Below are 23,893 nucleotides of genomic sequence, written 5' to 3'. Positions count from 1 at the left end.
AACGCGTGCCGCGCATCGTCCCGCCGTACCAGGGGGTTGGCCAGATGTCCGGCCGTCAAATGACCCAAATGACGGAGTGGTCAAGTGGCGTACGGGTCAGCCGAGTTGGCGCTCCCGCGTCTCCGGGAGGGCCAGCACGCACAGCAGCGACACGACCGCCATCGCGCTCACGTACCAGCCCACCGACGACGAGCCGAGCGCGCTCTGCAGCCGCGTCGCGATCAGCGGGGAGACCGCGCCGCCGAGGACGCCGCCCAGGTTGTACGCGAAGGAGGCGCCGGAGTAGCGCACCTTCGCCCCGAACAGCTCCGGCAGATACGCGCCCATCGGCCCGTACACCACGCCCATGCAGAACAGGGCGCCGCCGAGCGCGAGCGCGATGAGTACCGGCTTCTCGGTGTCCATCAGCGGGAACAGGGCCAGGCCCCACACGATCGCGAGCCCGGAGCCCGCGAGGACCATCTTGCGCCGCCCGCCCGCGTCGGAGCGCGTCGCCGCGAGCCAGGTGCCGGCCGCGAGGAACAGGCACGCCACCAGCGACACCGCGAGCATCGTGGAGCGCGGCACGCCGAGCGTCGACGTGCCGTAGGCGAGGCAGTACGTGGTGGCCGTGTAGAAGAGCCCGTACGCGATGATCATGCCGCCGGCGCCGAGCAGGATCTCCTTCGGGTGCCGCTTGAACACCTCCAACGCCGGTGCCCTGCTGGCCTCCTGCCGCTCCATCACCTTGGCGAAGACCGGAGTCTCGCTGATCTTCAGGCGGACGAACAGGCCGACCGCCACCAACAGGAACGACAGCAGGAACGGGATGCGCCAGCCCCACGACTTGAACGCGTCGTCCGAAAGCGACTCGGACAGCAGCCAGAAGATCCCGGTGGCGGCGAAGAAGCCCACGGACGGGCCGAGTTGGGGGAAGGCCGCGAAGAGGCCGCGCTTGCCCTTCGGCGCGTGCTCCACCGCGAGGAGCGCCGCCCCGCCCCACTCGCCGCCGAGCCCAACGCCCTGGAGGAACCGGAGCAGCACCAGCAGGACCGGCGCCCACAGGCCGAGGGTGCTGTAGCCGGGCAGCAGTCCGACGAACGCCGTCGAAAGCCCCATCAGGAGCAGCGAGGCCACGAGCACCGACTTGCGGCCGATCCGGTCGCCGAAGTGACCGAAGATCAGCGAGCCGATCGGGCGGGCCGCGAACGCGACGGCGTACGTCGAGAACGAGGCGAGCGTGGCGTTGATCGGGGTGAGGTTCGGGAAGAACGCGGCGTTCAGGACGAGCGCGGCGGCCGTTCCGTAGACGTAGAAGTCGTAGAACTCGATGGCCGTGCCGATGAAGCTGGCCACGGCCACGCGGCGCAGGCTCTCCTGGCTTTCCGGAGCGTCCGGTGCGTCCGGTTCGGGGGCCTGCGGCGCGTCGGCCGGGGCGCCGTCTTCCCTGGTTGAGTCGTCTTTGAGCACGAGCCGACTGTCGTTGTCCGTGTACGGTCCAGTCAATATCTTGGAATACCCGTCCCGGATTCCGAGACGAGGCTTACTTGTACATGAGGTACTCGCGCCGTACGTCCCGGAACGCGGCCAGCTCGCCCTGCCAGTCGGCCACCACCTCGGCCGTCGACGCGCCCGCGTCGATCATCGTGCGGACCTTCGTGGACCCGGTGAGCTTGTCGATCCAGTTGTCCGAGCGCCACGCGAAGCCGTTCCAGGCCGACTTGGCGGTCACGAGGAGGCCGATGCCGGTGCGCACCGGGTCGAAGTCCTCGCGGTCGTCGACGTGCACCTGTACGCCGCCGATCGTCTTGCCCTGGAACTTGGAGAACGTCGGAGCGAAGTACGCCTCCCTGAAGTGCACGCCGGGCAGGCCGAGTTCATTGGCGGCCGCCGCCCACTTCCGGTCGATGCCCTCGGCGCCGATGAGTTCGAAGGGGCGGGTCGTGCCGCGCCCCTCGGAGAGGTTCGTGCCCTCGAAGAGGCAGGTGCCGGAGTAGGCGAGCGCCGTGTCGGGCGTCGGCATGTTCGGGCTCGGCGGCACCCACGGCAGCCCCGACGCGTCGTAGAAGTCGCGCCGCTTCCACCCGCTCATCAGCACCGTCTCAAGGTCGACGGGCGTTTCCAGGTACTCGCCGTTGAAGAGGCGGGCCAGCTCGGTGACGGTCATGCCGTGCGCCTGGGAGATCTCGCGGCGGCCGACGAACGTCGCGAACTCCTTGTGCAGGACGGGCCCGTAGGCGTTCCGCCCGGTCGCCGGGTTCGGCCGGTCCAGCACCACGAACCGCTTCCCGGCGAGCGCCGCCGCCTCCATGCAGTCGTACAGCGTCCAGATGTACGTGTAGAAGCGGGCGCCCACGTCCTGGATGTCGAAGACGACCGTGTCGACGCCGGACTCCGTGAAGATGTCGGCGAGCGCCCGGCCACTCTTCAAGTACGTGTCGTACACGGGAAGTTCGGTCGCCGGGTCCTCCGTCTTCCCTTCCGAACCGCCCGCCTGCGCCGTGCCCCGGAAGCCGTGCTCGGGCCCGAACACCGCCTTCAGGTCGACCCGCTCGTCGGCGTGCATCACGTCGACGATGTGCTGTACGTCGCGGGTGACCCCGGTCGGATTGGTGACCATGCCGACCTTCTGGCCCGCGAGGACCGCGTACCCGCTGTCCACCAGGCGCTCGAAGCCGGTACGCAGCCGGGGGCCGCCGACCGCGGTCGCGGCGCTCGCCGAGCCGCCGCCTGCGCTGAGGCCACCCGCGACGCCCGCACTCGCCGCGAGCAGCCCTCGTCTCGACATGTTCATGCGTGAACCTCCGTGCTCGTCCGGACCGGCATGGCCACGCACGTTAGTCGTGCAATCCGCCCCGCGGAACGAACCGGCACCGGTGAAGCCCTTCCGCGCCGACATACCGACTGGTTAGTCTGCCCGGCAGGCCGGAGCTTTCGGGGAGCTTTCGAAGGAGACCGATGGTGCACGTTTCGCAGGGACAGTCCGGTTCGATCTACGCGGCCAGGCCCTGGCTCGGCGTGCTCAACGACGCGCAGAAGGCCCCGGTCGCCCCGGCCGCGAGCGTCGTGCACGCCTTCGCCGACGCCGTCCGCCGCGCCCCGGACCGCACCGCCCTCGCCTACTTCGACGGCCGCCTCACCTACGCCGACGTGGACGCGCTCTCCGACTCCGTGGCCGGTCACCTCGCCGCCCGCGGCCTGGAGCGCGGCGAGCGCGTCGCGATCATGCTGCAGAACTCGCCGCACTTCGTGCTCGCGCTGCTCGGCGCGTTCAAGGCGGGCGCGATCGTGGTGCCCGTGAACCCGATGTACAAGGCGGGGGAGGTGCGGCACGTCCTGCACGACGCCGAGGTGACCGCGCTCGTCTGCTCGGACCGGGCCTGGGAGTCGTATCTGCGCGAGACGGCGGCGGACTCCCCGGTGCGCATCGCGCTGACCGGCTGCGAACTGGACCTCCAGACGCGGAACGACGAGCGGGTGCTGAACTTCGAGCGGGTCGCACCGGCGGCGTCCGACGCCGACGACCTCGTGGCGGTCGCGCACGCGGGACACAAGGCGCCCGACGGTCGCGAACTCACCGGCGACGACATCGCGTTGATCAGCTATACGTCGGGTACCAGCGGCACCCCGAAGGGCGCCACCAATCTGCACCGCAACATCACCTTCAACGCCGAGCGCCAGCGCACCGGCCTCGGACTCCCCGAGGGCGCCGTCTACTTCGCGCTCGCGCCGCTGTTCCACATCACCGGCATGGTCTGCGAGCTCGTCGCGTCCTTCGCCAACGCGGGCACCCTCGCGCTCGCCTACCGCTTCGAACCGGGCGTCGTCCTCGACGCGTTCGCCGAGCACCGGCCCGCGTACACGGTCGGCCCCTCGACCGCGTTCATGGCGCTCGGCGCGCAGCCGCAGGCGACGCGGGAGCACTTCGCGTCGTTCTCCACCATCTCCTCCGGAGGGGCGCCGGTGCCGCCCGCGCTGGTGGAGAAGTTCCGCGCGGACTTCGGCCCGTACATCCACAACGGGTACGGCCTCACCGAGTGCACGGCGCCCTGCGCGTCCGTGCCGCCGGGCGTCGAGGCGCCGGTCGACCCGGCGTCGGGGACGCTCGCGGTCGGCGTGCCGGGGCCGGACTCGGTGGTGCGCATCGTCGACGACCTCGGGGCGGACGTCCCGTTCGGCGAGCACGGCGAGATCGCGGTGCGCGGGCCGCAGGTCGTGCCCGGGTACTGGCGCCGGCCGGAGGCCACCGAAGAGGGCTTCCCCGACGGGGAGTTGCGCACCGGCGACATCGGATTCATGGACGAGAACGGCTGGCTGTACGTCGTCGACCGCAAGAAGGACATGATCAACGCGTCCGGCTTCAAGGTGTGGCCGCGCGAGGTCGAGGACGTCCTCTACGGCCACCCCGCCGTGCGCGAGGCCGCGGTCGTCGGCATCCCCGACGCGTACCGGGGCGAGAGCGTGAAGGCGTACGTCAGCCTGCGTCCCGGCGGGGCGGCGAGCCCCGACGAGCTGTCCGCGTACTGCAAGGAACGGCTCGCCGCGTACAAATACCCCCGTGAGGTGGAGGTCCTCGGCGAGCTGCCGAAGACGGCGAGTGGGAAGATCCTCCGGCGGGAACTGCGTTCCCCGTCAGGCCAGCAGGGCTGAAGAACTACGGAAAGGCAGGTGGCGGCAGTGCCCAGGACGACCGACGGCGACGGCACGCCCGTCCCGCAACGACTCCTCGCGGCCGCCACCAGGCTGTTCGCCGCCCAGGGCTACGACCGCACGTCGGTGCAGGAGATCGTGGAGGCGGCGGGCGTCACGAAGGGCGCCCTCTACCACTACTTCGGCTCGAAGGACGATCTGCTGCACGAGGTGTACGCGCGCGTGCTGCGCCTCCAGCAGGAGCGGCTCGACGCGTTCGCGGACCGGGACGAGCCGGTCGAGAAGCGGCTGCGGGACGCCGCCGCTGACGTCGTCGTGACGACGGTCGACAACCTCGACGACGCCTCGATCTTCTTCCGGTCCATGCACCACCTCAGCCCGGAGAAGAACAAGCAGGTACGGGCGGAGCGGAGGCGGTACCACGAGCGGTTCCGGGCGCTGATCGAGGAGGGGCAGAAGGCGGGCGTCTTCTCGTCCGAGCCGGCGGCGGACCTGGTGGTCGACTACCACTTCGGGTCGATCCACCATCTGTCCACGTGGTACCGGCCGGACGGGGCGTTGACGCCGCAGCAACTCGCCGACCAATTGGCCGACTTGTTGCTGCGCGCGCTTCGGCCGTGATGGTGCGGGTCAGCCGTTGCCCAGCGTTCGCAGGCCGTGGTCGATGAAGACCGGGACCAGTTCGCCGATGCGGTCGAAGCCCGCGCCGACCGTCTGGCCGAGGGTGTAGCGGTAGTGGATGCCCTCCAGGATGACGGCCAGCTTGAACCAGGCGAAGGCCGTGTACCAGGAGATCGACGAGACGTCGCGGCCCGAGCGCTCGGCGTACCGTTCGATCAGTTCGGCGGGGGAGGGGTGGCCGGGGGCCGAGGACGTCGTGGAGATGGGGGATTCGGGCATGTCGAGGTCGGCGCTGTACATCGCGAGCAGGCCGACGTCGGTGAGCGGGTCGCCGAGCGTGGACATCTCCCAGTCGAGGATCGCCTTGATCCGGTCGACGCCGTCGGGATCCTGGCGCACGAGCACGTTGTCGAGCCGGTAGTCGCCGTGCACGATCGTCGGCGCGGGGGACGTCGGGAGCTCGCGGCCGAGTGCCTCCCGAAGCTCGTCGATGCCGGCGAGGTCGCGGTTGCGGGAGCCCTCCAACTGCTTGCCCCAGCGCCGCAGTTGCCGGTCGAGGAAGCCCTCGGGCCGGCCGAAGTCGCCGAGCCCGACCGCGGCCGGGTCGACGGCGTGCAGGTCGACCAGCGTGTCCACGAGCCCGAGCACGGCGGCCCGGGTCCGCTCGGCGCCCAGCGGGGCGAGCTCGTCGGAGGTGCGGTACGGAGTGCCCTCGACGAACTCCATGACGTAGAACGGCGCCCCGATCACGTCCTCGTCCTCGCACAGCAGCACCGGCTCCGGCACCGGCACGTTCGTCGGGTGCAGCCCCGCGATCACCCGGTGCTCCCGCTTCATGTCGTGCGCGGTCGCCAGCACGTGCCCCAGCGGCGGCCTGCGCACCACCCACTTCGTGGCGCCGTCGCTCACCTGGTACGTCAGGTTGGAGCGCCCGCCCTCGATGAGCCGCCCGGACAGCGGCCCCGCGACCAGTCCGGGCCGCTCCCGGTCGAGGTGCGCGCGCAGCTGGTCGAGGTCGAGGCCAGGGGGATGACTCATGGCGGTCCTCCGAGGATTCGGGCGGTGTCCGGGCAGTAGTGGCAGCCATCATGCCGACCGGTCGGTATGACGTCCAGGCCCTCCCGGAAACGTGATCGTTCTTACGGCCCTCCCACGGCCCCCACGGCGCCTCCGCGCGGCGCCCCACCCACCCGGACCCGCCCCGCATGCCCCCGCTCCCCGCGCGTGGGAGCCTCCGGCCATGAAGGCGATCAGCTACCGCTCGTACGGCGGCCCCGAAGTCCTCGAGTACGGCGAGGTCCGCGACCCCAAGGTGGGGCCCGACTCGGTCCTGGTGAAGGTCAGGGCCGCCGCCGTGAACCCCGTGGACCGGCACTGCAGGGCCGGCCACCTGGACGCCCTGCTCGACCCCGTGTTCCCCGTCGTCCCCGGCTGGGACGTGTCCGGAGTGGTCGTGCAACCCGGCGTCGCCGTCACCGAGTTCGCCCCGGGCGACGAGGTCGTCGGCTACGTACGGGAGGACTTCCTGTCCCGCGGCACCTTCGCCGAGTACGTGGCCGCGCCCGTGCGCACCCTCGCCCGCAGGCCCCGCAACCTCACGTTCGAGGAGGCCGCGGGCCTCCCGCTGGCCGGGCTCACCGCGTACCAGGTACTGACCCGGGGCCTGGCGGTGGTGGAGGGGGACGTCGTCCTGGTGCACGCGGCCGCGGGCGGCGTCGGCTCGATCGCCGTGCAGCTCGCCCGGCACTTCGGCGCCCGCGTCATCGGCACCGCGAGCGAGCGCAACCACGACTTCGTACGGGAACTGGGCGGGGAGCCCGTCGCCTACGGGGAGGGGCTCGCCGAACGGGTCAGGGCGCTGGCCCCCGAGGGCGTCGACGCGGCGTTCGACACGGTGGGCGGCGACACGCTGCGGGTCTCGGCCGAGCTGCTCGCCCCCGGCGGCCGGCTCGCCTCCATCGCCGACGGCGACGTGATCGGGCTCGGCGGCCGGTACTGCTGGGTGCGCCCCGACGCCGCCGACCTCGCCCGCCTCTCGGAGCTCGCGGAGGCCGACGTGGTGACGGTCCACGTGGACCAGGTGCTCCCGCTGGAGGAGGCGGCGCGCGCCCACGAGTTGATCGAGACGGGGCACACGCGCGGGAAGATCGTGGTCACGGTCCCGTGGGGCGAGTGACCGTACGGCAGCTGGACGTCAGACGAGCAGCGCCGCCGCGCACAGCGTGATCGCCACCGTGCACAGCGCCGCGGCCGCCGCCTGCCGCCGGGTCATGATGGGCGGCGCGGCCTCGTTCCGGGCGAGCCCGGTGATCCGCTGGTGCGCGACCGCCACGAACCCCAGCCACAGCAGCAGGCACAGCGCCGTCGCCACGAACCGGACGGGACCGGCATCGCTGCTCAGCGTCGCCTTCAGCGCGAGCACCGCCGCGACCGTGCCCGACAGCGTCGTACGCCGCCACGCGAGCCGCGTCCTCGCGGGCTGAAGGCCGGGGTCGCGCACGGCAGCCCCCGCCTCGCTCACCCCTCCCACCCCACGAACACGATGACCACCATCGCCACCGACACCAGCGCCACCACCACACCGAGCACCGCCGGGAACCTCGACACCGGCAGGTCCTCGCCGCGCCGCATCGCCAGCTCACTGCGCACCCAGTGCCCCACGGCCCGCAGCGAGCACAGCGCGCCCGCCGCGAGCAGCGCGAGCGCGAGCCCGACGCGCCAGCCCCAGCGCAGGTCCGGCAGGAACTGGTCCACGGCGAAACCGCCACCGATCAGCGCGAGCGCCGTGCGCACCCACGCGAGGAAGGTGCGCTCGTTGGCGAGCGAGAACCGGTAGTCCGGGGTGTCACCCTCTTCTCTGATCCGCTCCGGCGCGAACCAGAGCCGGATGCTGCGTACGAATTCGATCACGCCCGGCACATTACCTTCGGGTCACCTGTGACCCGCGGCTCACCTGTGCGCCTTCCACCGCTCGTACGCCGCGAGCCCGTCCGGCGTCCACTCCCACTCGCCGATCCGCCGCTCCAGCTCGGCCGGGCTCAGGAAGCCGTGCCAGTCGATCTCCTCGACCTGCGGGCGCACCGGCAGGTCGAAGGTGACCTCGTAGACGTACGACCACCAGGACTGCCCGGCACCGCCCTCGTACAGGAACTTGAACAGCGGCGTTGGCTGCCGCAGCCCGCTCACCCCCAGCTCCTCCTCCGCCTCGCGCAGCGCCGCCTCGTCGTACGTCTCGCCCGCGCCGACGACGCCGCCGACGAACATGTCGTAGTGGGAGGGGAAGACGAGCTTGGTGGGGGTGCGGCGGTGCACGAAGATCTCGCCTGCCGGGTTCCTGGCGAGGATGAAGGCGCAGCGGTGCCGCAGGTTCTTCGCGTAGGCCTCGCCGCGCGGCGACTGTCCGACGACGTGGTCGTGCTCGTCGACGATGTCGAGGATCTCTTCGGAGGGGTTCGTAGGGGAGGGGTTCATGGGAGCGGAGTTCATGAACGGCAGGCTAGAACGGCTGACTAAAACGGTCGTCTGGAACAGCCGTCTAAAGGGGCGCGCCCACCCGGTCCCGCCCCGCCGTATCCGCGCCCGGCATCGCGGGGTGCAGCCCGAGCAGCACCACACCCGCCACGATCCCGGCGAGCCCCACCGCCTCCCACGTCAGCGCCGCCGTGTCCATCCGCAGCCGGTCGCCAAGGAAGCCCACGCCGCACGCGATCCCGGCCAGCGGCTGCGCCGCCGTCAGCGCGGGCAGCGACATCCGCAGCGGCGCCGTCTCGAACGCGCTCTGCACCAGGACGAGCCCCGTGACCCCGAGCACCAGCACCGCGTACGGCTGCCACCCGGTGAACAGCTCCGGCCAGCCGCCCGCGGCGAACCGCTGACCGCTCACCCGCGTCAACGCGTCCTGAACCCCGTACAACAGGCCCGCGGCCACCGCGAGCAGCGCGGGCCCCGCGCTCAGCCGGGAGCGCTTGGCGAGGGCCGCGAGGAGCAGCGCCCCGCCGACCATCACGCCGATGATCAGCCAGTGCCGCAGCGGATCCGTGACCGCGCTGCCGCCCTCCGGCTGACCGGCCACGATGAACGCGGTGACGCCGCCCGCGAGCAGCACGAGGCCCGCCCAGCCCTGGCGGCCGAGCGGCTGTCTCGTCTGGCGGCGGGAGAGCAGCAGGGCGAAGAGGAGGTTCGTGGCGAGCAGTGGCTCGACGAGCGACACCTCGCCCTGACCGAGGGCCATCGCGCCCAGCACCATCCCGCACACCATCAGACCGATCCCGCCGAGCCAGCGCGGCACCCGCACCAGGTCGAGCAGCAGCCGGGGCGAGAGAAAGTCACCGAGCGGGGCGCGCACCGCCGCGTTCTGCTGGAGGACGAATCCGATGCCCAGACAGAACGCCGCGCTCACGGCGAGGACGAGGACGACAACCGACACCCTGTCGACGATAGCGGCCCCCGCCGTGCCCCGCGCGCGAGCGGCGGCAGTCGGCTGTCCTCCGGCCGAACTCACCTGCTTCTTCGGCGAGTTGGTGATGTCCGTCACCGCTTGACCTTGACGCGACCGCCCCCGACCCGCTTTGCTGTTCGTTGATCATCACCCATATCTGAAAAGTCGTAAGGACCCCGCCGCGGTGACCCCACCTCCGCCTCCGCTCGGGCGCTCCCGCAAGAAGCCCGCGCACTCCTTCGACCCCGCGCTCGACGACTCCGAACTCGTCACGGCCCGCACCGCCCTCGCGCAGGGCCGCTGGACCGCCGCCAGGTCTCTGCTCCGCGCCACCGGCACCGACTGGGACCTGCGCGGCCATCGCGTGCTGGGTCTCGCGCGCGAACCCACGGCGCGCGTCTGGACCCGCGACTGGCTGCTCGCCGAACCCGGCTCCACGGACGCCGTCGTGCTGCTCGCCTGCGCGAGCGTGCTGCGCGCCGTCGCCGGCCGCGGCCGCCCCGACGAGGTGCGCGCGGCGTGCGCCGAAGCGGCCGAACTCGTCCCTGACGACCCGACGCCCTGGCTCGGACTGCTGCTCCTGGAGCGGGAGTTGGGGGACGAGGCGGACGTCGTGCGGCTCTTCGACGAGGTGCGGCTGCGGCATCCCGGCCACCACCACGCCCACCACCTGATGGTCGCGCGGCTCGCCGAGCGGCGCGCCGACGTCGGCCAGGACCCGCTGCACGAGGTGTACGACTTCGCGTCCTGGGCGGTCGAACAGGCCGCGCCCGACTCGCCGTTGGCGCTCCTCCCGGTCGTCGCGCACGCCGAGCGCTACCGGGTGCTCGCGCGGGCGGGCGTGCTCCACGGCGATCCGGAGCTGTCCGGGCACTGGACGGGGCGGCGGGCCCGGCTCGTCCTGAAGTCCGCGTTCGACTGGTGGCTGCAGTGGGGCGGCACCCGCGAACGGCCCGGCGTCACGCACCCGCGCGGCCGCGTCGACCTCAACTACCTGGCGCACGCGCAGTACTGCGCGGGACACCGGGCCGAGGCCACCGCCCTGTTCCACCGGATCGGCCGGCACAACACGCCCGAACCCTGGTCGTACGCCGACCGGGACCCGCACGAGGCATTCCGCTCCGCACGCCGCACGGCACTCGACTCGCCCTGACCCACCGCCTCTTCCAGCCACGAAGGACTCCCCATGAGCGCGAACAAGAGACCACCCGAGGCAACGCACCCCGCCGACCAGGCCGCCCCGCCCGACCCGGGCATCAACACCTACCGGGGCGAGGCGGGCGCGCTGCGCGCCGGTCGGCTCGGCACGGTGGGGCTGCTGCTCTCCGTGCTGGCCGCGACGGCGCCGCTGATGGTGGTGGCCGGCGTCATGCCCACCACGTTCGCGGTGGTGGGCGCGGTGGGCCAGCCCCTGCTGTTCCTGGCGCTCGGCGTGGTCCTCGCCCTGTTCAGCGTGGGCTACGCGGAGATGAGCCGGCACGTGCACAACGCCGGGGCGTTCTACGCGTACATATCCCGGGGGCTCGGCCCGACGGCCGGGTCCGCGGCGGCGCTGGTGGCGCTCGTCGCGTACAGCGCGTTCCAGGTCGGCATCTTCGGCATGTTCGGCTTCGAGGTGTCGTCGCTGGCGCGTACGTACCTGGACGTCGGCATCGCCTGGTGGATCCCGGCGTTCGTGGCGGTCGCCGTCGTCGCCGTCTGCGGGCTGCTGAAGATCGACATCAACGCGCGGGTGCTGGGCGTCCTGCTCCTCATCGAGGTGGCGCTCGTCGTCGTCTTCGACATCGCGGCGTTCGGCTCGCCCGGCCCCGAGGGGGTCTCGGCGCACGCCTTCAACCCGGAAACGCTGTCAGGCGTGGGCATCGGCACCGCGCTCTGCTTCTGCATCTCGGCGTTCGCGGGCTTCGAGCAGGCGCCCGTGTACGCGGAGGAGACCAGCCGCCCGCACATCCTGGTGCCGCGGGTGATGTACCTGGCGGTGGGCGGCGTCGCCGTCTTCTTCGCGATCAGTTCCTGGGCGCTGACGGTGGCCACGGGCCCCGGGGCCGTCGTCGGCACGGCCCAGAAACAATCAGCGGGCCTCCTCTTCTCTCTCACCCAGGCCCGCCTCGGCTCGACCTTCACGGACGTCATGCACGTCCTGTTCGTCACCGGGATGTTCGCGGCGATGCTGAGCTTCCACAACGTCGTCGCCCGGTACGCGTTCGCCATGGGCCGCGAGGGCCTGCTGCCGTCCGTGTTCGGGCGCACCAGCAGGACGAGCGGGGCTCCGGCGGCGGGTTCGGTGCTCATCACGGTGATCGCGGCGCTCGCCGTCCTCGTCTTCGCCCTCACGGACTCCGGCGCCGAGGGCGACCCCACGGCCCCCGTCCTGCGCCTCTTCACCTGGGGCGGCAACGTGGGCGCGCTCGGCATCATCCTCCTCATGGCCACGGCCTCCCTCGCGGTCATCGTCTTCTTCGCCCGCCGCGGCTCGGCCCGCGCCCAGGCCTGGCGCCTGACCGCATCCGCCGCGGCGGGCCTCGCCCTCCTCGCCATCGCCGCCTACACGGTCAAGGACTTCGACATCCTGGTCGGCTCCGGCCCCGACTCCGCCCTCAACTGGGCCCTCCCCGGCATCATCGCGGCAGCCGCCGCGGCGGGCGCCGCCCACGGCCTCCTCCTCCACCGCCGCAACCCCGAGACCCACGCCCGCATCGGCCTCGGCAACGAGGCCTTCCAACTCGACCAAAAATCCCGCCCCTCAAGCCCCGCCGGCCAATCAAGCCCCGCCGGCGATTGAGGCGCGGGGTCCGGGGCCCGGTTCCGGCAAATCAAGCCCCTGCGGCGCTTGAGCAGCGGGGTCCGGGGCGGAGCCCCGCGACCGCCACCACAGGTGACGAAACGCTGACGTCGACCGCACCCCCCTGTCCCGCACCCCACCCGTGGTGCTCGAATCAAAGGGTGACACCAGACCACGGCCCCCCGGTGGGCCGCCGCATCGTCCTCGGCATGCTGGCCGCGGGCACCCTCACCGTGGCCGCGGCCCCCACCCTCCAACGCGCCTTCGAAACGGTCACCGCGAACGACCCCACCGGCCTCACGGGCGCACTCCCGAACGGCGGCGGCTTCCGCTACTACTCCGTGGCGGCCTCCGTCCCCCACAAGTCCGCCACCACGTACCGCCTCACGGTGAACGGCCTGGTCGACCACCCGTCGACGTACACGCTCCCCGAACTGAAGGCGATGCCCCAGACCCGCCTCGTCCGCGACGTCCAGTGCGTCACGGGCTGGCGCGTCCCCCGCACCCCCTTCGAAGGCGTACGGCTCTCGCGGCTCCTGGACGCCGCGGGGGTGCGCCCCACCGCGCGAGCCGTACGCCTCACCTGCTTCGACGGCACGTACAGCGAAAGCCTCACCCTCCAACAGGCCCGCCGCGCCGACGTGTTGGTCGCCCTGCGTATGCAGGACAAGGACATCGGCCACGCGCACGGCGGCCCGGCCCGCCTCTACGTAGCCCCCATGTACTTCTACAAATCGGCGAAGTGGCTCTCCGGCATCACGGTCACCGACGACGTACAGCCGGGCTACTGGGAGGAACGCGGCTACGACATCGACGCCTGGGTCGGCCGCTCGAACGGACGCGACGATGCCCCTACGCACTGAAGTCCCGCCCTCCGTCCGCCGCTTCACGCACGCCGAACGCTGGGTCCACCGCACCACGGCGACGTTGATGGGCATCTGCGTCGCGACCGCCGCCTGCCTCTACGTCCCCCAGCTCGCGGAACTCGTCGGCCGCCGCTACCTCGTGGTCACGCTCCACGAGTGGTCGGGCCTGCTGCTTCCGGCCCCGTTCCTGCTCGGCCTCGCGTCCCGCGCGTTCCGGGCGGACCTGGGCCGCCTGAACCGCTTCGCCGCACACGACACGGCCTGGCTGCGCGCCGCACTGCGCCGCCGCCCCGGCCGCCCCGCCTCGGGAAAGTTCAACGCGGGCCAGAAACTCTGGGCGGCCTGGCTCGCCGGAGCCGTCCTGCTGATGCTCGGCACGGGCCTGCTCATGTGGTTCACGCACCTCGCCCCGCTCGCCGTACGCACCGGCAGCACCTTCGTGCACGACTGGCTGGCACTCGCGCTCGGCATCGTGATCGCGGGCCACATCGGCATGGCGGTCGGCGACCCGGAGGCGCGTAGGGGCATGCGCACGGGCTTCGTCCGCCGCGACTGGGCGGCACGCGAACACGGCGAGTGGCTGGACTGAACACGCGGCGAGGGCGCCCCGCCAACCGGCGGGACGCCCTCGTACAGCATGTGCGGGCAGAGCCGCTAGATCACCAGCGACAGCAACAGCACCAGCGCACCCGCGACGACGGAGATGATCGTCTCCATCATCGACCAGGTCTTCACCGTCTGTCCGACGCTGAGCCCGAAGTACTCCTTGACCAGCCAGAACCCGGCGTCGTTGACGTGGCTGAAGAACAGCGAACCCGCGCCGATGGCGAGGACGAGCAGCGCCGTGTGGGTGTCGGTCATGTTCGCCGCGAGCGGCGCGACCAGACCGGCGGCGGAGACGGTGGCGACCGTCGCCGAACCCGTGGCGACACGGATGACGACCGCGATCAGCCAGGCAAGGAGCAGCGTCGGCAGGCCCCAGTCCTTGGAGATCTCCATGACCATCTCGCCGACGCCGGAGTCGATGAGCGTCTGCTTGAAGCCGCCGCCCGCGCCGACGATGAGGAGCACGCCCGCGATCGGGGCGAGGGACTTCTCGGTGGTGGACTGCAGCTTGCCCTTGGTGAACCCGGCCGGGCGGCCGAGGGTGAACATGCCGACGACGACGGCGACGAGGAGCGCGGTCAGCGGGTTGCCGATCACGTCGAAGGCGCGCTGCACGGTGGCGTCGGGGTTGTCCACGATGATGTCGACGAGGGCCTTGGCCAGCATCATCACGACCGGCAGCAGGATGGTGAGCACGGAGGCGCCGAAGCTCGGCCGCTTCTCCAGTTCGTCGGAGGCACGGGCCGGAATCATCTTCTCCGGCGCCGGGACGTCGACCCACTTCGCGGCGTACTTCGAGAACACCGGACCCGCGATGATCACCGTCGGGATGGCGACGAGGATGCCGAGCGCGAGCGTGATGCCGAGGTTGGCCTTGACGGCGTCGATGGCGACGAGCGGCCCGGGGTGCGGCGGGATCAGCCCGTGCATGACGGAGAGACCCGCGAGCGCCGGAATACCGATCCGCATGAGCGAGTAGTTGCCGCGCTTGGCGACCATCAGCACCACGGGGATCAGCAGCACGATGCCGACCTCGAAGAACAGCGGCAGGCCGATCACGGCGGCGATCAGCACCATCGCCCAGGGCATGGCCTTGCCGCCGGACTTCCCGGCCTTGGCGAGGATCGTGTCGACGATCTGGTCGGCGCCGCCGGAGTCGGCGAGCAGCTTTCCGAGGATCGCGCCGAGCGCGATGAGCACGCCGACACCGGCGACGGTGTCACCGAGTCCGGCGCTGAAGCTCTCGATCACCTTGTCAAGGGGCGCACCGGCGAACGCGCCGAGCGCGAGCGAGCCGATGGTCAGCGCCAGGAAGGCGTGCATCTTGAACTTGGTGATGAGCAGGACGATGACGGCGATGCCCGCGAGCACGGCGATCCCGAGCTGGGCATGGCCCGCGGACGTGATCGGCTCGACGGTGTCCGCTGCCAGCATCTCGACGCTGAGTCTGGTCACGGTCTAATCCCTTGAACGAGTGGGGGGAGGACGGGGTGGGGGGAACGGGCAGGAAAGGAGGAGGGCCTACGAGGCCGGGGCGGCGGGAGAGCCGAGCCCGGCCAGGGCCTCGGCGGCCCGGTCCGCGATCTCCTCCGGCGTCCCCGCGACATCGACGGCCACGCCCGCCTCGTCCGCCGCGAGCGGCTGGAGCGTGGCGAACTGGGAGTCGAGCAGCGAGGTGGGCATGAAGTGCCCCTCGCGATGCCCCATCCGCTCGGCGATCAGCTCGCGCGAGCCGGTGAGGTGGACGAAGACGGCGCCGGGAGCCTCGGCCCGCAGCCGGTCCCGGTAGCTCCGCTTGAGCGCGGAGCTGGAGACCACCCCGCCGAGCCCCGCCCGGCTGTGCGCCCACCGGCCGATGGCATCGAGCCAGGGCCAGCGGTCGTCGTCGGTCAGGGGGGTGCCGGCCGACATCTTCGCGATGTTGGCCGCGGGGTGGAAGTCGTCGCCCTCGGCGTAGGGGACGCCGAGTCGTTCGGCGAGCAGGGGACCGATCGTTGTCTTGCCGGTTCCTGCGACGCCCATGACCACGACGACGTGGGGGGTGCTCATCGGGTACTGCCTCGCTGTCTTCTTCGACATCGCTGTGACACCTCACTGAAACTCAATGGTCAGATGAATTCAAGGGGGTGTGACATATAAGTCAGACCATTGGGGTCGGGGCTAGGGTTGTCCCATGACCACAGAGGGCCGGGGCCTGCACGCCCGCGTATTGGAAAGTCTCGGTCCCGCGATCACGGCGGGCGAGTACCCCGCGGGAAGTGTCCTGCGTACGGACGAACTCGCGCAGCGCTACGAAGTCTCGCGTTCGGTCATGCGCGAGGCGGTCCGCGTCCTGGAGTCGATGCACCTGGTGGCCTCGCGCCGCCGCGTCGGCGTGACGGTGCGGCCCGCCGCGGAGTGGAACGTCTACGACCCGCAGGTCATCCGCTGGCGCCTCGCCGGCTCCGACCGGCCGCGCCAACTGCGCTCTCTTACGGTCCTCCGGTCCGCGGTCGAACCGGTCGCGGCGGGCCTGGCGGCCCGCAACGCGAGCGCGGAGCAGTGCGCGGCCCTCACGGAGTGCGCACTCGGCATGGTGGCGAACTCGCGCGGCCACCAGCTGGAGGGCTACCTCCGCCACGACGTCGAGTTCCACCGCATCGTCCTCAACGCCTCCGGCAACGAGATGTTCGCCCACCTCGGCGACCTGGTGGCCGAGGTCCTCGCGGGCCGCACCCACCACCAGGTCATGTTCGAGGACCCGGACCCGGCGGCCGTCAGCCTGCACGTCAAGGTCGCGGAGGCGGTGCGCGAGCGGAACGCGGAGCGCGCGGAGGAGCTGACACGCGAAATCGCGGTCGGGGCGCTCCAGGAGTTGGACATCCTGGCACCCTGACCGCGATCCCGGATCCGGTTCCCCACCCGTTGCGGCCGACTCCCCCCGCCCTGCCGCCTGCCCCGCCTCCCCACCCAAGGCTGTGCCGCAGAGCGGCACAGCACCCGGTAGGGAAGGCCAGAATCCTCGGGCTTCAGCCCGAGGAGCATGTCAATCGATGAAGTCCCCGTCGACGTACACCCACGCCCCGCCGACGCGCGAGAACCGGCTCCGCTCGTGCAGCTCGCCGCCCTTGTACCGGGCGCGGAAGGTGACGGTGCCGCGCTGATGGAACGCCGACCCGTCACCCGCCTCCACGATCTCCAGCCCGGTCCACTCCGGGGCATCACCGAAGTCGATCCCGGGCGGCCGGGTGTCCGGATGCCAGGTCCGCAACAGGTACGGGGCGTCCTGCCGCACGAACGCGACATACCGCGACCGCATCAACGCCTCTGCGGTGGGCGCGGCGGCACGACCGGAGTGATACCGCCCGCAGCACTCCTCGTAGCCGACGGGGAGCCCGCAGGGGCAGGTGGTGGGGGTGGGGCTGATGCGCGACATGCCCCCATTGTGACGGACCATCCAAGCCCCTACGCCGACGCTCAAGCCCCTGCGGCGCCTGAGTAGCGATTCCCGAGGCGAGGGCCACCAAATCAAGCCCCTGCGGCGCTTGAGCAGCGGGGTCCGGGGCAGAGCCCCGCGACCGCCACCACCCGCGCGTGAGCGCTACTCCGAGGAAGGGGCGGGCTTGGGGAAGAGAAACGAAATCCCACCCAACACAACGGTCAACACCAACGCCCCCACCGCATCGACCCGCGAATCCGGCATCACGACCAGCGACACGAACATCGCGCCGACCACGACCAACACCGCCCAACTCAACCACGGGAACAACCACATCCCGGTCCCCGCCGCAGGCACCCGCCCCGCCCGCCGATCCCGCCGCCCGAGCACAATCTGCGCCCCGGCCACACTGATCCACGTAACGAACATCGTGTCCCCGGCCATACTCACCAACCGGTCGAACGCCGTCGTCGGATGCACGACCTGCAGCATCACGCAGCACACGGCCAACGCCACCGTGAACAGAATCGCGTTCCGCGGCGCCGACGTCCGCGACACCCTCCCGAACGCCGCCGGCGCATCCCGGTCCCGCGCCAGCGCGAACATCATCCGCGAACTCACGTACACCTGCGAGTTCATGGTGGACACCATCGCCGCGAACAGCACGACCTGAAGCACCGCCGACGCGTTGTCGAGCCCAAGATGACTCAACGTCGCCGCGAACGGACTCTCGCCGACGGCCCCCGCGTCCCACGGCAGCAACAGCACCACCACCGCCAGCGATCCGAGGTAGAAGACGCTGACCCGCCACAGGATCGACCGTGTGCACCCCCGGATCGCCTTCGCCGGATCCTTCGCCTCTCCGGCCGCGACGGTCACGATCTCGGACCCGGAGAACGAGAACATCGCCCCGGTCATCGCGAGCAGCACCCCCGCCATCCCGTGCGGCAGAAACCCGCCGTGCCCCAGCAGATTGCTCGTCCCCGGCGCATCGGTCCCCGGCAGCAGCCCGCCCACGGCGACGAGCCCGATCCCGATGAAGGCCACGACCACCGCGACCTTCAGCCAGACCACCCAGAACTCCATCTCGCCGTACGCCCGCACCGACGTCAGATTGACCACGGTGACGAGGCCGACCAGCACAAGTGCCGCCACCCACACGGGAATCGCCGGCACCCACCCGTGCAGGATGGTGCCGGAGGCGATCGCGTCGATGGCGAGCCCCAGCGGCTACCCCACCCAGTACATCCAGCCGCCCGCGAACCCGGCCCACCGCCCGAACGCGAGCCGCGCGTACACGGCGAACGCGCCCGTGTCGGGCCTCGCCACCGCGAGTTCGGCGAGCATCCGCATGATCAGTACGACGATGAGCGAGGTCAGCGCGTACGAGAGCAGGATCCCGGGGCCCGCCTGCCGGATCCCGGCGCCGGAGCCGACGAAGAGCCCGGCGCCGATCGCGCCGCCGATGCTGATCATCGTCATGTGCCGGCTGTGCAGCCCCTGGGCGAGGCCGCCGCGCCGGGCGCCCGCCGAGCTGTCGAGCCCGGGGCGCCCCTCGGTCAGCACGCGGGCACCGCGGGGGACGCGGCCCGGCACAGCGCCTCGAACAGCGGGGCACGCAGGGCGGGTTCGGGCACCTCCGCCTCGGGATGCCACTGCACGGCGACGACCCAGCCACCTTCATCGGTGGCGCTCTCAAGTCCCTCTACGCAGCCGTCCGCGGCCCGCGCCGTCACCCGCAGCCCCTCGCCGACCCGGTCCACCGCCTGATGGTGTCCCGAGGCGATGGGCAGCACGTCCGTGCCGAAGGCCCGCGCGCACCGGCTGTCCGGTTCCAGCTGGACGTCGTGCAGCGCCCACTCCTCGCCGGTCTCCGCGGGCGGATCGTGCACGACGGAGCCGGGCGGCAGGTCGACGTGCAGGGTGCCGCCGCGCACCACGTTGAGGAGTTGAAGCCCGCGGCAGATGCCGAGCAGCGGGAGCCGGGCGTCGAGCGCGTGCCGCAGCACGGCCAGGTCGAGGCGGTCCTGCTCCTGGTTGACGTCGTACAGGGCGGGGTGGTCGGCGGGCCCGCCGTACAGCGCCGGGTCCACATCGCCGCCGCCCGGCACGACGAAGCCGTCGCACGCCTCCAACGGGTCGCCGGGGCCGAGGATTTGGGGGCGCGCCCCCGACGCCCGTACGAGATCCACGATCGCGTCGAAGACGCGGGCCGCTCCGACCACACGAGGGTCGGTGCCGGGGGCGTCGGTGACGCTCAGCCGGACAGGTATGCCGATGACGGGCACGGACGCGCTGCTCATAAGCTCTCCATTGGGCAAGGCAGGACTGAACGCAGCGAAATCTAGAGGTTAGAGTTCATGGAATACAAGGGTGGATACAAAGGTGGGTACAAGAGTGGATGCGCAGGTGCGTGCGCGGGCGGGTACAAGGGTGCGGATGACGACGACGTGGCCTGGGGCGTGGTGACGACCCGTGGATGACAGCGGCTGGAGCACACACATCCGCCCCGTGCGCGCGGGCGGCGCCGCCGAGGCGATCGCGCGGCGCCTGAGCGAACTGATCGGCGCGCGCATGCTCGTCGCGGGCGACCGCTTCCCGTCGGAGAAGGCGCTCGCCGAGATGTTCGGCGTCGCGCCCATGACGGTGCGTCACTCCGTGGCCGTGCTGCGCGCGGAGGGCCTCGTCGAGACGCGGCGCGGCTACAAGGGGGGCACGTACGTCGCCGACGACGTGCTCACCCGCGTGAAGGAGCTCGTCGGCCTGCACCCCTACACGGTGGAGCAGATCGAGGAGTTGACGGCGTGGCGCCAGGCGATCTCCGGCGAGGCCTCGGCGCGCGCGGCCCGCCGCGTCGCCGAAGGGGCCGACGCGGACGCGCGCCTACGTGAACTGGCGGCCCACACCCACGAGTTGCTGCCCGAAGCGGACGCCTACCGCACCGCCGACGCCACGTTCCACCTCTGCATCGCCGAACTCTCCGGCTCCCGGCGCCTGTTGGAGGCCGAGCAGGGCATCCAGGACGAGCTGACCCGGCTGCTTTCCAGTCACCCCGGCGGCGCCGAGGCCCGCTCGACCCCCGGCGAACTGCACGACCCGCTCACCCGGGCGATCCTCGCGGGCGACGCGGAACGGGCCCGCGAGGAGTTCAGGATTCACGCGCAGGCGACGGCGGACATGTGCCTGATCTTCACGTCGGACACGTGACCGTGAGGGTGGGCACGTGACCGGCCGGAGGTCCCGGAGGTCCCGGAGGTCCCGGAGGTCCCGGCCTCACGCTTGTTCCGCCCGGAACCCCGCCGGCGTGACCCCCGTGTGCTGCTGGAAGAACTTCGAGAAGTTCGCCGAGTCCGCGAAGCCGACCGCGACCCCGATCCGCCCCACCGGCACCTCCGTGTGCGCCAGCATCCGCTTCGCCTCCAGGATCACGCGCCGGTCGATGAACGCCTTCGGGGTGAGGCCCGTCGCGGCCCGCACCGCCCGGACCAGCGTGCGCCGCGAGTAGCCCAGCTCATCGGCGTACGCGCTGACGCTGTGGTTGGACGTGAAGCCGTGCTCGACCGCCGTGCGGAACCGGGAGAACGCGGAGGCGGCGGCGTCCTGTTGCGGGTTCCCGTCCTCGGCGGCGGCCTGCGCCGACACATGCGCCACGCGCAGCATCAGCGCCGTCAGGGTGTGCCGCAGCACCGAGGTGTGCAGGCTCAGCGGGAGCGTGACCGTGTCCAGGTACTCGCGGCGCAACTGCTCCAACGAGGCGTCGAGCGCCGCGAGTTGGGCCGGGTCGGGGTGCAGCAGCGGGGGCCGGTCGTAGCGGTACAGGCCCGTCGCCTCGACGATCGCGCGCGGCAGGAAGCCCGGCTGCATGGTGAGGGCGGTGCCGACGTAGCTGTCCTCCGTCGAGAAGCCGTGCACCTGGCCAGGCCGGATCCACAGGATGTCCCCGGCCCCCACCTCGTACTCGGTGAAGTCGATCATGTGGCGTACGGGGCCTTCGCGGAAGAACAGCAGGACGTGGAAGTCGATGCGGTGCACGCGCCGCGAAAGACCCACGCCGCCGGCCCAAGGTCCCTCCGAACCCATCGGTCCGACCTGGATGCCGACGCCGGACAGGGAGGCGCTCGGGTCGAACGGGTAGGTGCGGATCCGCGCTCGATCTTCGGGGGACGCCCGCAGATGTGCGCTCGTCTGTGAGGGGTCCTGCTCCGTCATGCACTTTCCTTGGGCTCGGCCTGTTCGCGTGTCCCATTTTCACCGAACGCTGGCACGGGGGCACCTGTCGAGCCAAAAGTATGACCTTTACATTCGTAGGTGCTTCGACCTGGGACTTTGGTCCCGGGCGAGTGGTGTCTTTCGACACCAAGGCAGGACAACGGATGTGAAGGAAGCTGGACACATGAGCACGCAGACACCGGACGGACTCGACCCCTTCGCGCGGCCCTTCGAGTGGACCGAGAATGACCGGCGTGCCGTGGACACCGCGCGCCTGCTGGCGGCGGACGCCGTGCAGAAGGTCGGCAACGGACACCCCGGCACCGCCATGAGCCTGGCCCCCGCCGCGTACACGATCTTCCAGAAGGCCATGCGCCACGACCCGGCCGACCCGGAGTGGACCGGCCGCGACCGCTTCGTCCTGTCGCCCGGACACACCAGCCTCACCCTCTACACGCAGCTCTTCCTCTCCGGCTACGAGCTGGAGCTCGACGACCTGAAGGCGTTCCGCACGCAGGGTTCGAAGACGCCGGGCCACCCCGAGTACGGGCACACCGCCGGTGTCGAGACCACGACCGGGCCGCTCGGCCAGGGTGTCGCCAACGCCGTGGGCATGGCGATGGCCGCCCGTTACGAGCGCGGCCTGTTCGACCCGGAGGCCGCCGAGGGTGCTTCCCCGTTCGACCACACCATCTGGGCGATCGTCTCCGACGGCGACCTGGAGGAGGGCGTCTCCGCCGAGGCCTCCTCCATGGCGGGCCACCAGAAGCTCGGCAACCTCGTCTTCGTCTACGACGACAACCACATCTCCATCGAGGGCGACACCGCGACCGCGTTCTCCGAGGACGTGCTGAAGCGCTACGAGGCGTACGGCTGGCACGTGCAGCGCATCGCGCCCACGGAGAGCGGCGACGTCGACCCGAAGGCCCTGTACGAGGCGCTCGCCGCCGCCAAGGCCGTCACCGACAAGCCGTCCATCATCGCGATGCGCACGATCATCGCCTGGCCCGCCCCGACCAAGCAGAACACCGAGGGCTCGCACGGCTCCGCGCTCGGCGACGAGGAGATCGCCGCCACGAAGAAGGTCCTCGGCTTCGACCCCGAGCAGACCTTCATCGTCGAGGACGAGGTCATCGCCCACACCCGTAAGGCACTTGACCGCGGGGCCGAGGCGCACGCCGCCTGGGACAAGCAGCTCGTCGAGTGGCGCGCCGCCAACCCGGAGCGCTCCGAGACCCTCGACCGCGTCCTCGCGGGCCGCCTCCCCGAGGGCTGGGAGGACGCGCTCCCCGTCTTCGAGACCGGCACGAAGGTCGCCACCCGCGCCGCGTCCGGCAAGACCCTCCAGGCGCTCGGCCCGGTGATCCCCGAGCTGTGGGGCGGCTCCGCCGACCTCGCCGGCTCCAACAACACCACCATCGACAAGAACTCCTCCTTCCTCCCGAAGGGCAACCCCCTTCCCGAGGCCGACCCGTACGGCCGCACCGTGCACTTCGGCATCCGCGAGTTCTCGATGGCCGCCGAGATGAACGGCATCGCGCTGCACGGCAACACCCGCATCTACGGCGGCACGTTCCTCGTCTTCTCGGACTACATGCGCAACGCCGTCCGCATGTCGGCGCTCATGCAGCTCCCGGTCACCTACGTGTGGACCCACGACTCCATCGGCCTCGGTGAGGACGGCCCGACCCACCAGCCCGTCGAGCACCTCGCCGCGCTGCGCGCCATCCCCGGCCTGAACGTGGTCCGCCCGGCCGACGCCAACGAGACCGCCATCGCCTGGCGCGAGATCCTCAAGCGCGCCGCGGAGAAGCCGGCCCCGCACGGCCTGGCGCTCTCCCGCCAGGGCCTGCCGACGTACGAGGCCAACGAGGACGCCGCCAAGGGCGGTTACGTCCTCGCCGAGGCGTCCACCGGCACCCCCGACGTCGTCCTCATCGCCACCGGCTCCGAGGTCGAGGTCGCCGTCGCCGCCCGCGAGCAGCTTGAGGCCGAGGGCGTCGCCACGCGTGTCGTGTCGATGCCGTCCGTCGAGTGGTTCGAGGAGCAGGAGCAGTCCTACAAGGACGCCGTCCTGCCGCCGTCGGTCAAGGCCCGCGTCGCGGTCGAGGCCGGGATCGCGCTGACCTGGTACCGCTACGTCGGCGACGCCGGCCGGATCGTCTCCCTTGAGCACTTCGGCGCCTCCGCCGCCGCCGGGACCCTCTTCGCCGAGTTCGGCTTCACCGCCGAGAACGTCGCCGCGAAGGCCCGCGAGTCGCTCGCCGCCGCCCGCGCCTGACCCTTTACGTATTCGTAGAAACACGCACGTCCGAAAGAAGATG

At 71.4% G+C, this 23,893-nt stretch carries 22 protein-coding genes and 1 pseudogene; 10 read left to right on the top strand and 13 right to left on the bottom strand.

Annotated features, from left to right (window positions below; all coding sequences use genetic code 11):
* Positions 1 to 96 precede the first annotated feature (96 nt).
* Complete coding sequence (locus tag RBJ65_RS37830) at positions 97 to 1,449, bottom strand: MFS transporter (RefSeq protein ID WP_372341284.1); 1,353 nt, start codon at positions 1,447 to 1,449, stop codon at positions 97 to 99.
* Positions 1,450 to 1,522: 73 nt separating this feature from the next.
* Positions 1,523 to 2,773 (bottom strand): DUF1343 domain-containing protein, encoded by a 1,251-nt coding sequence (locus tag RBJ65_RS37825; protein ID WP_306319316.1) that lies wholly within the window; start codon positions 2,771 to 2,773, stop codon positions 1,523 to 1,525.
* A 164-nt stretch (positions 2,774 to 2,937) separates the two neighbouring features.
* Between RBJ65_RS37825 and RBJ65_RS37820 the strand changes: the two genes are divergently transcribed.
* Together RBJ65_RS37820 and RBJ65_RS37815 are read left to right on the top strand one after the other, a co-directional pair.
* Positions 2,938 to 4,629: a class I adenylate-forming enzyme family protein gene (locus tag RBJ65_RS37820; protein WP_306319315.1), complete on the top strand. Its 1,692-nt coding sequence runs from the start codon at positions 2,938 to 2,940 to the stop codon at positions 4,627 to 4,629.
* A 27-nt stretch (positions 4,630 to 4,656) separates the two neighbouring features.
* A complete protein-coding gene (locus RBJ65_RS37815; protein WP_306319314.1) occupies positions 4,657 to 5,250 on the top strand; it encodes a TetR/AcrR family transcriptional regulator in 594 nt (197 codons plus the stop codon).
* Positions 5,251 to 5,259: 9 nt separating this feature from the next.
* On the opposite strand, the gene RBJ65_RS37810 is transcribed toward RBJ65_RS37815, so the two are convergent.
* Entirely contained in the window at positions 5,260 to 6,288 is a 1,029-nt protein-coding gene (locus RBJ65_RS37810) for a phosphotransferase family protein (protein ID WP_306319313.1), read from the bottom strand.
* Positions 6,289 to 6,490: 202 nt separating this feature from the next.
* Between RBJ65_RS37810 and RBJ65_RS37805 the strand changes: the two genes are divergently transcribed.
* Positions 6,491 to 7,426, top strand: a complete 936-nt coding sequence (locus RBJ65_RS37805) for an NADP-dependent oxidoreductase (protein WP_306319312.1) — start codon at positions 6,491 to 6,493, stop codon at positions 7,424 to 7,426.
* Positions 7,427 to 7,444: 18 nt separating this feature from the next.
* Here RBJ65_RS37805 and RBJ65_RS37800 read toward each other — a convergent pair whose 3' ends face one another.
* Genes RBJ65_RS37800 through RBJ65_RS37785 form a run of 4 tightly spaced genes read right to left on the bottom strand, consistent with a single transcriptional unit; the run spans position 7,445 to position 9,676 of the window.
* Positions 7,445 to 7,771, bottom strand: coding sequence for a DUF202 domain-containing protein (locus RBJ65_RS37800; RefSeq protein WP_306319311.1), 327 nt, complete (start codon positions 7,769 to 7,771; stop codon positions 7,445 to 7,447).
* Complete coding sequence (locus tag RBJ65_RS37795; RefSeq protein ID WP_306319310.1) at positions 7,768 to 8,160, bottom strand: YidH family protein; 393 nt, start codon at positions 8,158 to 8,160, stop codon at positions 7,768 to 7,770. Before RBJ65_RS37795 ends, RBJ65_RS37800 begins: the two co-directional genes overlap by 4 nt.
* A 39-nt stretch (positions 8,161 to 8,199) precedes the next feature.
* Positions 8,200 to 8,736 carry an NUDIX hydrolase gene (locus RBJ65_RS37790; RefSeq protein WP_306319309.1) on the bottom strand — a complete coding sequence of 179 codons (537 nt, stop codon included), beginning with the start codon at positions 8,734 to 8,736 and terminating at the stop codon, positions 8,200 to 8,202.
* Positions 8,737 to 8,785: 49 nt separating this feature from the next.
* Complete coding sequence (locus RBJ65_RS37785; RefSeq protein ID WP_306319308.1) at positions 8,786 to 9,676, bottom strand: DMT family transporter; 891 nt, start codon at positions 9,674 to 9,676, stop codon at positions 8,786 to 8,788.
* A gap of 196 nt (positions 9,677 to 9,872) precedes the next feature.
* On the opposite strand from RBJ65_RS37785, the gene RBJ65_RS37780 reads away from it, so the two are divergent.
* The 4 genes from RBJ65_RS37780 to RBJ65_RS37765 all read left to right on the top strand — a co-directional run bounded on the left by RBJ65_RS37780 (position 9,873) and on the right by RBJ65_RS37765 (position 13,925).
* Positions 9,873 to 10,841 carry a hypothetical protein gene (locus RBJ65_RS37780; RefSeq protein ID WP_306319307.1) on the top strand — a complete coding sequence of 323 codons (969 nt, stop codon included), beginning with the start codon at positions 9,873 to 9,875 and terminating at the stop codon, positions 10,839 to 10,841.
* 33 nt (positions 10,842 to 10,874) lie between these two features.
* Positions 10,875 to 12,470 carry an APC family permease gene (locus RBJ65_RS37775; RefSeq protein ID WP_306319306.1) on the top strand — a complete coding sequence of 532 codons (1,596 nt, stop codon included), beginning with the start codon at positions 10,875 to 10,877 and terminating at the stop codon, positions 12,468 to 12,470.
* 209 nt (positions 12,471 to 12,679) lie between these two features.
* Positions 12,680 to 13,333 (top strand): molybdopterin-dependent oxidoreductase, encoded by a 654-nt coding sequence (locus tag RBJ65_RS37770; RefSeq protein WP_306319403.1) that lies wholly within the window; start codon positions 12,680 to 12,682, stop codon positions 13,331 to 13,333.
* Positions 13,317 to 13,925, top strand: a complete 609-nt coding sequence (locus tag RBJ65_RS37765; protein WP_306319305.1) for a cytochrome b/b6 domain-containing protein — start codon at positions 13,317 to 13,319, stop codon at positions 13,923 to 13,925. The genes RBJ65_RS37770 and RBJ65_RS37765 overlap by 17 nt, the downstream gene beginning before the upstream one ends.
* Positions 13,926 to 13,990: 65 nt before the next feature.
* Here RBJ65_RS37765 and RBJ65_RS37760 read toward each other — a convergent pair whose 3' ends face one another.
* Both RBJ65_RS37760 and RBJ65_RS37755 read right to left on the bottom strand, forming a co-directional pair.
* Positions 13,991 to 15,397, bottom strand: a complete 1,407-nt coding sequence (locus RBJ65_RS37760) for a gluconate:H+ symporter (protein ID WP_306319304.1) — start codon at positions 15,395 to 15,397, stop codon at positions 13,991 to 13,993.
* A gap of 66 nt (positions 15,398 to 15,463) precedes the next feature.
* Positions 15,464 to 15,991 (bottom strand): gluconokinase, encoded by a 528-nt coding sequence (locus RBJ65_RS37755; protein WP_306319303.1) that lies wholly within the window; start codon positions 15,989 to 15,991, stop codon positions 15,464 to 15,466.
* 124 nt (positions 15,992 to 16,115) lie between these two features.
* Here RBJ65_RS37755 and RBJ65_RS37750 point away from each other — a divergent pair, with 124 nt between their 5' ends.
* Positions 16,116 to 16,817, top strand: a complete 702-nt coding sequence (locus RBJ65_RS37750; protein ID WP_306319302.1) for a FadR/GntR family transcriptional regulator — start codon at positions 16,116 to 16,118, stop codon at positions 16,815 to 16,817.
* A gap of 150 nt (positions 16,818 to 16,967) precedes the next feature.
* Here the strand turns inward: RBJ65_RS37750 and RBJ65_RS37745 are convergent, their stop codons facing one another.
* The 3 genes and pseudogenes from RBJ65_RS37745 to RBJ65_RS37735 all read right to left on the bottom strand — a co-directional run bounded on the left by RBJ65_RS37745 (position 16,968) and on the right by RBJ65_RS37735 (position 19,663).
* The gene (locus tag RBJ65_RS37745) at positions 16,968 to 17,357 is read right to left on the bottom strand and encodes a YchJ family protein (RefSeq protein ID WP_306319301.1); all 390 of its coding nucleotides are present in this window, start codon (positions 17,355 to 17,357) and stop codon (positions 16,968 to 16,970) included.
* Positions 17,358 to 17,522: 165 nt separating this feature from the next.
* Positions 17,523 to 18,836 (bottom strand): annotated as a pseudogene (locus RBJ65_RS37740) (amino acid permease).
* A gap of 83 nt (positions 18,837 to 18,919) precedes the next feature.
* Positions 18,920 to 19,663: a gamma-glutamyl-gamma-aminobutyrate hydrolase family protein gene (locus tag RBJ65_RS37735; protein ID WP_306319300.1), complete on the bottom strand. Its 744-nt coding sequence runs from the start codon at positions 19,661 to 19,663 to the stop codon at positions 18,920 to 18,922.
* Positions 19,664 to 19,835: 172 nt separating this feature from the next.
* Between RBJ65_RS37735 and RBJ65_RS37730 the strand changes: the two genes are divergently transcribed.
* The gene (locus RBJ65_RS37730; RefSeq protein ID WP_306319299.1) at positions 19,836 to 20,567 is read left to right on the top strand and encodes a FadR/GntR family transcriptional regulator; all 732 of its coding nucleotides are present in this window, start codon (positions 19,836 to 19,838) and stop codon (positions 20,565 to 20,567) included.
* A 66-nt stretch (positions 20,568 to 20,633) separates the two neighbouring features.
* Here RBJ65_RS37730 and RBJ65_RS37725 read toward each other — a convergent pair whose 3' ends face one another.
* Positions 20,634 to 21,569, bottom strand: coding sequence for an AraC family transcriptional regulator (locus RBJ65_RS37725; protein ID WP_306319298.1), 936 nt, complete (start codon positions 21,567 to 21,569; stop codon positions 20,634 to 20,636).
* A gap of 184 nt (positions 21,570 to 21,753) precedes the next feature.
* Between RBJ65_RS37725 and tkt the strand changes: the two genes are divergently transcribed.
* Entirely contained in the window at positions 21,754 to 23,850 is a 2,097-nt protein-coding gene (tkt, locus tag RBJ65_RS37720) for a transketolase (RefSeq protein WP_306319297.1), read from the top strand.
* Positions 23,851 to 23,893: the final 43 nt, after the last annotated feature.

This window comes from Streptomyces sp. KL109B, assembly GCF_030766935.1.
Lineage (GTDB): Bacteria > Actinomycetota > Actinomycetes > Streptomycetales > Streptomycetaceae > Streptomyces.
Note: the sequence above shows the minus strand (reverse complement) of the source record. Positions and strands in the feature narration are given on the sequence as shown.